General features: G+C 66.5%; 11 protein-coding genes. 6 read left to right on the top strand and 5 right to left on the bottom strand.

Going from position 1 to position 12026, the window contains the following annotated elements; all coding sequences use genetic code 11:
- The first annotated feature begins 7 nt into the window (after nt 1–7).
- Nucleotides 8–748, top strand: coding sequence for an SDR family NAD(P)-dependent oxidoreductase (locus A5706_RS20645; protein ID WP_068134533.1), 741 nt, complete (start codon nt 8–10; stop codon nt 746–748).
- 37 nt (nt 749–785) lie between these two features.
- The gene (locus tag A5706_RS20640) at nt 786–1568 is read left to right on the top strand and encodes a Stf0 family sulfotransferase (protein WP_197517907.1); all 783 of its coding nucleotides are present in this window, start codon (nt 786–788) and stop codon (nt 1566–1568) included.
- 80 nt (nt 1569–1648) lie between these two features.
- Here the strand turns inward: A5706_RS20640 and A5706_RS20635 are convergent, their stop codons facing one another.
- A complete protein-coding gene (locus A5706_RS20635; protein WP_068134526.1) occupies nt 1649–2083 on the bottom strand; it encodes a DUF4383 domain-containing protein in 435 nt (144 codons plus the stop codon).
- 172 nt (nt 2084–2255) lie between these two features.
- Nucleotides 2256–3812, bottom strand: coding sequence for a succinic semialdehyde dehydrogenase (locus tag A5706_RS20630; protein WP_068134523.1), 1557 nt, complete (start codon nt 3810–3812; stop codon nt 2256–2258).
- A gap of 168 nt (nt 3813–3980) precedes the next feature.
- Between A5706_RS20630 and A5706_RS20625 the strand changes: the two genes are divergently transcribed.
- On the top strand, nt 3981–5414 hold the full coding sequence (locus A5706_RS20625; protein WP_068134520.1) for an FAD-binding oxidoreductase: 1434 nt from the start codon (nt 3981–3983) through the stop codon (nt 5412–5414).
- A 75-nt stretch (nt 5415–5489) separates the two neighbouring features.
- Here A5706_RS20625 and A5706_RS20620 read toward each other — a convergent pair whose 3' ends face one another.
- The 3 genes from A5706_RS20620 to A5706_RS20610 all read right to left on the bottom strand — a co-directional run bounded on the left by A5706_RS20620 (nt 5490) and on the right by A5706_RS20610 (nt 9389).
- Entirely contained in the window at nt 5490–8333 is a 2844-nt protein-coding gene (locus A5706_RS20620) for an RND family transporter (protein ID WP_068134518.1), read from the bottom strand.
- Entirely contained in the window at nt 8330–8773 is a 444-nt protein-coding gene (locus tag A5706_RS20615) for an MmpS family transport accessory protein (protein ID WP_068134515.1), read from the bottom strand. Before A5706_RS20615 ends, A5706_RS20620 begins: the two co-directional genes overlap by 4 nt.
- Nucleotides 8774–8960: 187 nt before the next feature.
- A complete protein-coding gene (locus A5706_RS20610) occupies nt 8961–9389 on the bottom strand; it encodes a hypothetical protein (RefSeq protein WP_197517906.1) in 429 nt (142 codons plus the stop codon).
- 112 nt (nt 9390–9501) lie between these two features.
- On the opposite strand from A5706_RS20610, the gene A5706_RS20605 reads away from it, so the two are divergent.
- The 3 genes from A5706_RS20605 (at nt 9502) to A5706_RS20595 (ending at nt 12025) form a co-directional block, all read left to right on the top strand.
- Nucleotides 9502–10074 (top strand): TetR/AcrR family transcriptional regulator, encoded by a 573-nt coding sequence (locus A5706_RS20605; RefSeq protein ID WP_068134512.1) that lies wholly within the window; start codon nt 9502–9504, stop codon nt 10072–10074.
- A gap of 86 nt (nt 10075–10160) precedes the next feature.
- Nucleotides 10161–11102 (top strand): aldo/keto reductase, encoded by a 942-nt coding sequence (locus tag A5706_RS20600; protein WP_068134508.1) that lies wholly within the window; start codon nt 10161–10163, stop codon nt 11100–11102.
- On the top strand, nt 11099–12025 hold the full coding sequence (locus A5706_RS20595; protein WP_068134505.1) for a pyridoxamine 5'-phosphate oxidase family protein: 927 nt from the start codon (nt 11099–11101) through the stop codon (nt 12023–12025). The genes A5706_RS20600 and A5706_RS20595 overlap by 4 nt, the downstream gene beginning before the upstream one ends.
- The last annotated feature ends 1 nt before the right edge of the window (nt 12026 follow it).

Raw genomic sequence — 12026 nt, 5'->3', positions numbered from 1 at the left:
GGCCGATATGTCAGCACTGCAGGGCAAGGTCGCGTTGGTCACCGGTGCGTCGTCGGGCCTGGGTGCCGAAACCGCCCGGCTGTTTTCCCGCCAGGGCGCAACGGTTTTCGGCATCGGCCGCGACACCGAACGCCTGGCCGCGGTGTTCAACGACGTGGAATCCGGCTCCTACGCGTCGGTGGACGTCGCTTCGCCCCAGGCCTGCCGGGACGCGGTCGAGCAGTGCGTCCACGAGTTCGGCGGATTGGACGTCCTGGTCAACGTCGCCGGCAAGCATCAGATGCGCCGAACCGAGTCGATGACCGACGACGACTGGGCGGAAGACCTCGCGGTCAACCTGAACGGACCGTTCTACCTGTGCCGGGCGGCCCTGCCCCAGCTGCTGGAGCGCGGCGGCAACATCGTCAACGTCGCCTCCATTGCCGGCGTCGAGGGCCAGGCGTATTCGGCCGGCTACTGCGCCGCCAAGCACGGGCTGATCGGGCTCACGCGGGCGTTGGCGGTGGAGTACACCGCGGATCGCCTGCGCGTCAACGCGGTATGCCCGGGCGGCATGCTCACTCCGCAGATCGAACACTTCAGCGCGCCCGAGAACCCGAACTACGATCTGATCCTGCGCACGGCCTCACCGCGCGGCATGATGCAGCCCCTCGACGTCGCGAACGTGATCGCGTTCCTCGCCGGCGATGCCGCGGCCGCCGTCCACGGCGCGGTCTATCGCGTCGACAACGGCAAGGGGGCCGGGTAAAGCGCCTACGCTTCAATGGACACGTCCGAGGAGGCCTATGCGACACGCGAGCTATGTCATCGCCTCCACCCCCCGTTCGGGTAGTTCGTTTTTGGCTGCCGGGCTCGTTGCGACCGGAGTTGCCGGGCGGCCCGAGGAGTATTTCGCGGCGGACCACATCGCGGCCTACAAGGAAGACCTGGGGCTGCCGTTGGACTGCTCCTGGGCCGAATACCTGACGAGGGTCAGGGCGTTCGCGGCGACGGAGAACGGCGTGTGGGGCTTCAAGATCCACTGGCGGGACGTCGTCTCGCTGGCGCAGGCCTTAGGGTTTCGTGCAGATCCGGGCGCGGTTCTCGAGACGCTCTTTCCGACAGCGGTTTTCGTCAACATCGTCCGTGTCGATCGGCGCGCCCAGGCCATCTCGCTGTTTCGTGCCGAGACGACGGGCGAGTGGTTCCGTTCTCCGGGCCCGCCGACGACGGAACGTCCCTGGGGGCTATATCTGGGCCGGCCCACGCCGCAGCGGCCCGCGGTCGACCTCGCCGCCGTCGCGCCGACGCGCGAGCAGATCACCGAGATGGAACGGAGCCTCGGCGCCGAACAGGCGGCGTGGACCGACTACTTCACCACCCGGCGTCCCGAAGTTCTCACGGTCCGCTACGAAGAGCTCGACGAGAACTATCCCGACGAGATCGCGCGCGTCCTGCGATTCCTCGGGGCCGACCCCGCACACGCGACCGGCGCGCCCAAGCCTCCGCTCGAGCGTCAGTCCGACCACGTCAACGAACACTGGCGGCGACGAATCGACGACGAGGAACGCCGCTACCCGGTGCAGTGAACCTCGAGGGCCGCGGCCTGCGCGGCGGGCGATGCCATGAACGCAGCGCCGCTTGAGTGATCCTCAAGAAATCCTTGGCGTTACCGCTCCTTTCGCAAATCGGCGAGCGAGTTGCGCAACCCACCGTCCAACGGGATCTGTATGGCCGCCACCGCGAGCATCACCGCCGCGGTCACCAGGTGCACCACCGCGTCGGTGGTGTTGTTGGGGAAGGTGAAGACGAACGCGACCTGGTGCGAGAAGAACGCCCAAATGCCCGGCAGCGCACCGGCAATCGCCGCGGCGATCAGATACAGCACCGCCCACGACTTGCGCAGCGCGAACACCAGGCCCGGGCCGAACAGGGCCAGGCCGGCGACGGCGTGCCAGCCGTTGTAGTCCATGCCGAGCAGCTGGACGGTCGGCGCGTCGGGGCCCGTCGCGAAGCTGGGCTCCATGATGAACCCGACCACCGCCTGGATGACGTGCAGGACACAGATGATCAGCAGCCCGATTTGGGCGAAACTCCACCTCACGTTGCACCTCCCTGTGCACGGTGGGGATGCCCTGGATACTACGCTCGGTAGTAGACGCTGACAATGACGATCCGCGCGTCGAGACTGCAACTACGCACGCTCGCGTCGGCGTGTCGTGTGCGTGGTGTAAGTGTCGCGATGGCCTGTCAGAGCTCGCCGAGGACCGGACCCGTCACTTCCGCCCGGGAAGCTTCATCATCGTGCGCACGACGGGCACCAGCGACTTCTGCCAGAGGGTCGGCGGAATGCCGCGCGGCGGATCGAGATTGAACACCCGCGCGGCCGCGATCGTCTGCGATTCGGTGTACTTCAACAGGCCCTCGGCACCGTGCCGGCGGCCGACGCCGGACTGGCCCATCCCGCCCATCGGCGCGCCGAGGCTTCCCCACGCGAAGGCGTAACCCTCGTCGACGTTCACCGTTCCCGAGCGCAGCCGGGCGGCGATCTCCTGGCCCTCCGCGGTGGACCCGGCCCACACGCTGGCGTTCAGGCCGTATTCGGTGTCGTTGGCCTTCTCGACGGCCTCGTCCACATCGGCGACGGGATAGATCGAAACCAGCGGACCGAACGTCTCGTTGGCCGCACACTCCATCTCAGGCGTGACATCGGTGAGCACCGTCGGCTCGTAGAACAGCGGGCCGATGTCGGGTCGCGGCTTGCCGCCCGCAATCACCTTGGCGCCCTTGGCCTTCGCGTCCTCGACATGTTCGGTCACGGTGTCGAGCTGACTCGGCGAGATCAAGCTGCCCATGTCGACCGAGAAGTCATACGCAGTGCCGAGCTTCATGTTTCGCACCGCCGCGCCGAACTTGTTGGTGAACTCGTCGGCGACGTCCTTCTCGACGTAGATGCGCTCGATGGAGATGCACAGCTGACCCGCGTTGGAGAAGCACGCGCGGGTTGCCGCCTTGGCGGCCTTGTCCAGGTTGGCCCCCCGCGTGATGATCATCGCGTTCTTGCCGCCGAGCTCGGCCGAGAAGCCGATGAGCCGACGGCCCGCGTGCTCGGCGAGCTGCCTGCCGGTGGCGGTCGAGCCGGTGAACATCAAGTAGTCGCAGTTCTCGATGATCGCGTTGCCGACCACCGAGCCGGGCCCGGGCACGACCGCGTACAGCGCCCGCGGCAGCCCGGCCTGGTATAAGAGCTCGGCGCACGCCAGCGCGCAGTACGGCGTCTGGCTGTCGGGCTTGATCACCACCGCGTTGCCCGCCACCAGCGCGGGCACCGAGTCGGACGCGGTGAGCGTCATGGGGTAGTTCCACGGCGAGATCACCCCGACCACGCCCTTGGGGTGGTAGACGACCGTGGTCTTGCCGACCGCCGGGAGCAGCGCCTGCACCTTGCGCGGCTTCAACAGGTCGGCGGCCACGTTCACGTAGTAGTTGGCGTTGGCCATCAGATCCACGATTTCCTCCTGCGCCGCCCAGCGGGCCTTGCCCGCCTCGGCCTGCAGGAGGTCCATCAGGAACTGGCGGTTCTCGATGACTAGGTCGCGGTAGCGGCGGATGACGTCCACCCGCTCGGCGACCGGGCGCTTCGCCCACTCGACCTGCGCCGCGCGGGCCTCGGCGAAAGCGGCCTCGACGTCGGAGGCCGTGCCGATGGGGATCGTGGCCAGCGGTCTACCGGTGAAAACCTCGTCGATCGTCTTGGTCTCGCGTGCGGTGATGTCCTTGATCGCGACCAGTTGACGCAGGCGGTCGAAGACCTCGGCTGACGGTGCGGACATGTCGTTACCTCTCGAAAAAGCGCAGGCGGCCAAAACACCAGCCTAGGCCCGGCGGACCCGGGCCGGTAACGGTTGGGGCACGGTCCGGTTGCCCCGCGGCACGCCACACGGCACCGCGGCACCCGGGAATGACAATGCGGAACATGACGCAATCGCGGGAGCCCGACGATGGCGCGTGAGTTCTCCCGCCAGGCGTTCCTGCGCGGGGCCGCCGGCGCGTTGGCCGCCGGCGCGGTCTTCGGCCCCGTGCGGGCGACCGCGGCCCCGAACCCCTCCGGCTGGGACGGCCTGACCACCGCGATCGGCGGGCGGGTCGTGCTGCCGCAAGATCCCCAATTCGCCGGCGCGAAGCAGGTTTTCAACACCAACTACAACGGGTTCACGCCGGCGGCGATCGTCACACCGACCTCGGCGGCGGACGTGCAGAAGGCGATGGCCTTCGCCGCCGCCAACAACCTGAAGGTCGCCCCGCGCAGCGGCGGGCACTCCTACATTGGCGCGTCGACCGCGAACGGCGCCGTGGTGTTCGACCTGCGCCAGCTGCCCGGCGGGATCAACTACGACGCGTCCACCGGGCAGGTCACCGTGACGCCCGCGACCAGCCTGTACGCGATCCACGAAGCGCTGGCCGCGGCCGGACGGGGCATCCCGACGGGTACCTGCCCGTCGGTCGGCGCCGCGGGGCACGCGCTGGGCGGGGGACTGGGCGCCCAGTCGCGGCACGCCGGACTGCTCTGCGACCAGCTGACGGCGGCGTCGGTGGTGCTGCCCGGCGGCCAGGCGGTCACCGCGTCCGCCGCCAACAACCCCGACCTGTTCTGGGCGCTGCGCGGCGGCGGGGGCGGCAACTTCGGGGTGACGACCTCGCTGACCTTCGCCACTTTCCCCGCCCGCGACGTCGACGTCGTCAACCTCAACTTTCCGCCGCAGGCGTTCGCGCAGGTTCTGCTCGGCTGGCAGAACTGGCTGCGCACCGCCGACCAAAGCATGTGGGCGCTGGCGGACAACACCGTCGACGGGTTCGGCACGCATCCCCGGATAATGGCGACCTGCCCGGCCGGATCGGGGAACAGCGTCGCGGCCGCCATCACCAAAGCCGTTGGGGTGCAACCGAGCGGGACCGAAAACCACACGTTCAATTACATGGACCTGGTGCGCTACTTGGCCGTCGGCAACCTCAACCCGTCGCCGCTGGGATACGTCGGCGGATCCGACGTCTTCACGGCGATGACCCCGGCCGCCGCCCAGGGGATCGCGTCGGCGGTCGAGGCGTTCCCGCGTGGCGCGGGCCGCATGCTGGCGATCATGCATGCCCTCGACGGCGCCCTCGCCACCGTTGCGCCAGGTGCGACGGCGTTCCCGTGGCGCCGGCAGGCCTCGCTGGTGCAGTGGTACGTCGAAACGGGTGACCCGGCGGCGGCGACGAGCTGGCTCGCCACGGCACACCAAGCGGTGCAACCATATTCGGTCGGCGGCTATGTGAACTACATCGAGGCGAACCAACCGGCGTCGCGCTACTTTGGGCCCAACCTGTCGCGGCTCAGCGCGGTGCGGCAGAAGTACGATCCCGGTCGGGTCATGTTCTCGGGGCTCAATTTCTAGCAGTCGGTGAGTCTCATTCGTGATAGCGCCGGTGATATCGCAAATGAGACTCACCGCATGGTCGGCTGACGGTGCTCACGTGGCCGGCGTGGCCCCGCGGACCGGCAACGGACGGGACCGCACCAGCGTCGGCCACCAGAACCACGGCCCAAGGATGCGCAGGATGCAGGGCACGACGAACGACCGCACGATCAGCGTGTCGAGCAGCAGGCCGATGCAGACGGTCGAACCGACCTGACCGACGGTGCGCAGATCGCTGCTCAGCATCGCCAGCATGGTGAACGCGAAAACCAAACCGGCAGAAGTCACTACACCACCGGTGCTGCCGAGCGCGCGGATCAGGCCGGTGTGGATCCCGGCATGCAGTTCCTCTTTGACCCGAAGGATCAACAGCAGGTTGTAGTCCGAACCCACCGCCACCAGGATGATGAACGTCAGGGGCAGTATCAACCAGTGCAGCGGCAGGCCGATGAGGTGCTGCCAGACCAGGACGGAAAGCCCGAACGCCCCCGCGTACGAAAACGCCACCGTGCCGGGGATGACAATCGCCGCCATCAGACTCTTCGTGAGGAACAGCATGATCAAGAAGATCAGCACGAAGGCGGCGATCGCCACGATGAGCAGATCGGACGCGGCGTATTGCTTGATGTCCTTGTTGGTGGATCCGGAACCGCCGATATAGACCTTCGAGCCGGCCAGCGAAGTCTCTTTGAGCGCAACGGTTATCGCGTTGGGGAACTGTTCGACGTGCTGCACGCCTTCCGGGCCGTTGGCATCGCCTTCGTGGGTGACGATGATCCGAGCGGCCTGGCCGTCCGGTGACATCAGCAGCTGCATGCCGGTCTTGACGTCCTCGTTGTCGAAACCCTCGTGCGGGATGTAAAAGAAGTCGTCGCTGCGGGCCTGGTCGAAGTCGAGCCCCACATTGATCTGATCGTCAAACGTCTGGTTGGTCTGGGTCGTCTGCAGAGCCGACTGGCCATAGGTGCTGACCAGAAGGTTCGCCAACGCCTCCGAGTCGTCGGCCGTCAGCTTCAGCTGCACGATGATTTGCGGCACGATCTTGTCCATCTCCTCGAGGGAGACCTTGGCGTCGTTGATGTCAGCCGCCAAATGGTCGATGTTGTCGAGCGCGTCGAACAACGACCTGAACGCCCAGCACATGGGGATGTCGAAACAGTGCCGCTCCCAATAGAAGTAGCTCTTGATCGGCCGAAAGAAGTCGTCGAAGTTCGAGATTTCCTGGTTCATCTGGTCGGTGACCCGCTGCAGATCTTCGACGGTCAGAACCGTCTTGTGCAGCTCGTCGGACAGGTTCTGGAAATAGTCGATCTCCTTGCGCGTGACCTCGACGGTGTGCTGCGTGATCTGCGCCTGCTGATTGGTATTGGCATTCTGCTGCTGATTGAACGGGAGCTGCTGGCCGCTCCCGCTGCCCTGTGTGGTGAACAGATACGGAATCGTGGCGTGTTCCAAAGCTCGACCCATCGGCCTGGTGATGCTTTGCACCATCGCGACGCCCGGAAGGCGCTCGAGAGCCTTGGCCGCGCGGTCCAACGAGATGAAGTCGCCCGAGTTCCGCATGTCGTGATCGCTCTCGATCATCAGCATCTCGGAGAACAGCTTGCTCTTCGGGAAATGCCGATCGGCCGCCTGGAAGCCCAAATTCGCGGGCGCGTTGCGCGGCTGGTACTGACGGTCGTCGTAGTTCTGCCGGTACGTCGGCACGAAGATCGCCCCCAACAGAACCGCGGCGGCACTGGCGAAGAGGATCGGCACCGGCCACCGCACCACGCTCGCCCCGATCCGCCGATACAGGTGCGCTTTGGCTTTGCTCCTCGGGTCGAAGAGCCCGAACAGGCTGCCCAGTGTCAAGAAGGCGGGGCCGAGCGTCAGCGCCGCCGCGATGGTGAACAGCATGCTGATCGCAACGGCCGGGCCCATGGTGTGGAAGTAGTTGAGCCGAGCGAACGTCAGGCAGTAACACGCCCCGGCGATCGTCAGGCCCGAGCCGAGGATGACGGGCGTGACGCTCTTGTACGCGGTGTAGAACGCGTCCTCCCGGCTCTCGCCGTCGTGGCGCGCCTCGTGATAGCGGCCCATCAGGAAGATGCCGTAGTCCGTGCCGGCTCCCAGGGTGAGCGCGACGACGATGTTCACCGCGAACGACGAGAGTTCGATGTACCCGAGATGCCCGAGGGTCGCGATAACCCCCTTGGCGACAAGCATCTCGAACAGCACCCCGGCCAGCGGCACGAACAGGGTGACGATGGAGCGGTACACCAGCAATAACATTCCGATGATGAGGAAGATCGTCACGATCGTGATGTCGTTCAGGCTCGAATTGGCGATCGCCACCGTGTCCGAGGCGAGCGGGGCCGCGCCGCTGACGTAGACCTTGAGCCCGGGCGGCGGCGTGTCCTTCGCGACGATGTCCCGAACGGCGGCGACGGACTCATTCGCTTGCATCTGGCCGATATCGCCCGCGAGGCGCAACAGTACGTAGGCGCACTTGCCGTCGAGGCTCTGCGCGCCGGCCGCGGTGATCGGCTTCCCCCACAGATCCATGGCGTACTGCACGTGCTTGGGGTCGCCCTTGAACCGGCGCATCAAATCGTCGTAGTACTGGTGATCCGCGTCGCCCAGCGGCCGGTTGGCCTCCAGCACGATCATGGCCAGGCTGGTCGAATTGGACTCGCGGAACTTCGCCCCGATGGACAGCAGCGCCCGCTGCGACGGCGCGTAGTGCGGGACCAGCGGGCCCGCGAGCTCCTCGGCGACCCGCTCGACCTGGGGCATGAAGGTGTTCGTCGACACGGCGAGCAGGCCCCAGAAGATGATGATCGGGATCGCAAGGGCGCGAACCATTCTGGGGACGAACGGGCGCTTCGTCCGCTGCTCCGCATGATGCTCGCTCATGCGGATTTCACCAGGCAATAGACGTGTGCATCCTGATTGGTGTCGGACTGTTCAGCGCGGATGACGCCATTTACCCGTAGTCGACAGCCGACTTGACCGCCGTGCACCTGCGCCGAGAGGCTGCCGGACACCACGGTGAGTGTCGTCGCCTCCGTATGCGACCACGGCAAGCTTGTGAGATCGACCCGATGCGGATGCCCGTTGATATCCACCCAGACGAGCATCCCGCCTTCCCCGACGGAACCGAACAATTCGTACGTGAGCCGCTTGATGCTGAACTCCGGCGGTGCCGCCGGCTGATTGACGGTGATGACGGGCGGGGGCTCCGAGAACTGGTGCACCTTGTACATTGCCACCCCGCCGACACCGAGCGCGATGACGGCCACCAGCGGCAGCCAGACTCGCGCCAAGACCCGCCTGCCCACCGGACGAGGGCTCATTCGATCACCTCTCGTAGCTCGCTCGGGCCACCGTCTTCTCCCCCCGGCCCCACCCCTAGGCCAACTGCAGATAGTAGACGGTCATGTACCCAATGGACAGATGATCGTGCAAGAGTAGCGACCTTGCAGCCGGAACGCGACCGCAACGACCTGCGGGAGCACGCTTCGGTCGCTCACGGCAGCGGCTTCAGGACATCTTTTGCAGACGCCGTTTCAGTCTTGCGCTGCGGATGATTTGAGTCGTGAGATTTATGGAGGCCAAGATCGGGAACAGCCCGAGAAACGTCCGCTCGGAGGGCGTCGCCCCATGCAAGTGGTAGAGGCTTCCGAACACGTAGAAGCAGCCCAGCGAGAACAACGCACCCGGGATGCAGAGCGTCAACAGCGAGCTACGAGCGCCGAGGAGTTGCCTCGCGTAATCCAGCTCCTCTTGTGACATGGGTTCGCGCTTGCGCACTTTGCGCGTAACCGCCTTGGCGCTGCCGATTTCGTCGCTGATCGGAGGGGGCGGACGGCCCTCCAGCCGTTTGATGTGCACGGCGGCGACGGCGGCGAACAACAACGCGCACATCAGGGCCAGCAGCGTCAGGAAACCGAACAAACCCGAAGTCACCATTTCGCTCCCTCGCTCCCCGTAGGCCATCAAAAGCCGCTTCAGACGCTACGCCACACCCCTCATGCGCGGCGGCCTGCCGAAGATAGGTGACCGGTCGGCTAACATTGTTGCCATGCCCCGCCCACCGAACCCCGAGGTGCGGTCCCGCCTGCTCGCGGCGGGCCAGGAACTCGTGCACAAGCGCGGATTCGCCGCCAGCGGAGTTAAGGACATCACCGACGCGGCCGGCGTCCCGAAGGGGTCGTTCTACGCGTATTTCCCGAGCAAGGAGGCCTTCGGCGCGGCGATCCTCGAGCATCACTGGGCAGACACCGAGGCGCGGCTTCTGCCGATCCTGCAGGCGGACGGGCCGGTGCAGGAGCGGATCGCACGCTTCTTCCACGCGCTGGCCGACGAGCACGAGGCCGGCGACTTCCTGCTCGGCTGCCTGGTCGGGAACCTGTCGCTCGAGCTCAGTGGGACGAGCGAGCCGGTACGCAAGGAGCTCGTGAGCATTTTGGACCGCTGGGGTGCGGCCCTCGGCGAGTGTCTGCGGTCGGACGGCCGGGGCGACCTGGAAGCGGGGGACCTGGCGTTTCGGCTGATCGAGGCGTGGGAAGGCGCGGCGCTGCGCGGGAAAGTCACCCGCAGCCGCGTCCCGTACGACCGGTTCGAAGCGGTCACCCTGCCGGCGCTGCTGCGCTGATCCGCCGCCCGGGAATGCCGGCACCCCCACCCGTTGTTAGATAGACGACTGGTCATTTATAGTACGAGCCCAGGAGCCCGCCCGCCATGACACCCGAGCAGAAGCTAAGCCGGCACAGATTCGTCTTGAACGACGGCAGTGGCGCGATTCCGGCGCTCGGCTTCGGCACGTCGCTGTCGGATCGCACCGAGACGCGAGACGCGGTCAAGACGGCGGTCGAGATCGGGTTCCGCCATCTCGACGCGGCCGAGCGGTACCGCAACGAAGCGGACGTCGGCGCGGCGCTCAAAGAGTTGTTCGCCGCTGGGACCGTGCGTCGTGACGAACTGTTCGTCACCACCAAGCTGTGGAACAACAACCATCGGCCCGAACGGGTGAAGCCCGCGCTGCAGGCCAGCCTGGACAGGCTCGGCCTCGAGGCGGTCGATCTGTACCTGGTGCACACGCCGTTCGCGTTCCGGCCCGGCGACGACCAAGACCCCCGCGACGGGCACGGAGCCGTCGTCTACGACGACGGGGTCACCCTCCAGGAGACCTGGGCCGCGATGGAAGCCCTTGTGGACGAAGGTCTTTCGCGGGCGATAGGCCTGTCCGACATCGACGCCGCGGGCGCCCGGAAGATCGTCGAAACCGCCCGAATAAAGCCGGCCGTCGTCGAGGTCGAGTCGCACCCGTATCACCCGCAATGGGAACTCCACGAACTGTGCAAGGAGCACGGGATCATCCTGTTGGCCTTCGCCTCGCTGGGCCATGCGCTCGAACCGCGATTGCTCGACGACCCGCTCATCGTCTCGATCGCACGGCGCGTGGGAAAGACGCCGGCGCAAGTGCTTTTGGCGTGGGGCATCCAGCGCGGTTCGGCCGTCCTCACCTCGTCGGTCAAACCCGCGCGCATCGGGGAAAACTTCGACGTGACCGCGCTTCCCGAGAGCGCGATCCAAGAGATCAATGAAAGTCTGGAAACGCGATACCGGTTCAATTCCGTCGTCGACGCCGGACAACCGGGCTTTGCCGAGGTTCCCCGATGACATCGAGCGTGGGTTTCCACACCGGCGAGTTGGCCGTCCAACGACAAGCCGGCGTCGAGGCCGAGGCCGCCCGGCTCGCCGCGATGGTCGGCCGCGGACAACTGCGCGCCGGTATGGCCGCCTTCCTCTCCGAGGCGCCATTCGCGGCCATGGCCGCCCGAGACCGGTCCGGCCGCCTTTGGACCTCGCCGCTGTTGGGCCCACCCGGGTTCCTTCGGGCGGCCTCGTCGACCGCACTGGAGATCGGAACGGAGCTGCCGAGCGCGGACCCGCTCCACGACCTCCCTTCGGGACAGCCGGTGGGCGTCATCGCCATGAACTTCCTCACCCGGAGGCGCGTTCGCATCAACGGTCTCCTCAGCTCTACCGGGGCCGGCGCCCTGACCGTCGACGTGGACCAGGCCTACGGCAACTGCCCGCAATACATCCACCCGCGCCGCTTGGATGTCCATGGGGCGCCCGCCGATGACCGGAAGCTGTTGTACTCCGGAAAAGCGTTGCGAGCCAATGACGTTCGTCTCATCGAGGCGGCCGACACCTTCTTTCTGGGCACCACGCACCCCACTGCCGGCAGCGACGCCTCCCACCGCGGCGGTTCCCCGGGGTTCGTCCGGGTTGCCGAGGGGCGCCTGTGGTGGCCGGACTATCCCGGCAACAACATGTTCAACAGCTTCGGAAACCTCGCCGCCGACCCCTCCGCGGCGCTGCTGTTCGTAGACTTTCGCGCCGGCATCACGCTCCAGCTCTCCGGCCGCGCGAGCGTCCACTGGGACGGCCCGGACGAGGCCGGCACCGGTCGCCGTGTGGAATTCAGTCCCGAGTGGGTAATCACCACCGCGATACCCGCACTCGGTGCGATCGACCGTGCCCCTGACCCGGCCAACCACCGAGGCCCAAACGGAGAGTCGCAATTTAACAATTAGA

This window comes from Mycobacterium sp. E796 (assembly GCF_001672815.1).
In the GTDB taxonomy this organism is placed as follows: domain Bacteria; phylum Actinomycetota; class Actinomycetes; order Mycobacteriales; family Mycobacteriaceae; genus Mycobacterium.
The sequence above is the reverse complement of the archived record's forward strand: the minus strand, read 5'-3'. Positions and strand labels throughout refer to the sequence as shown.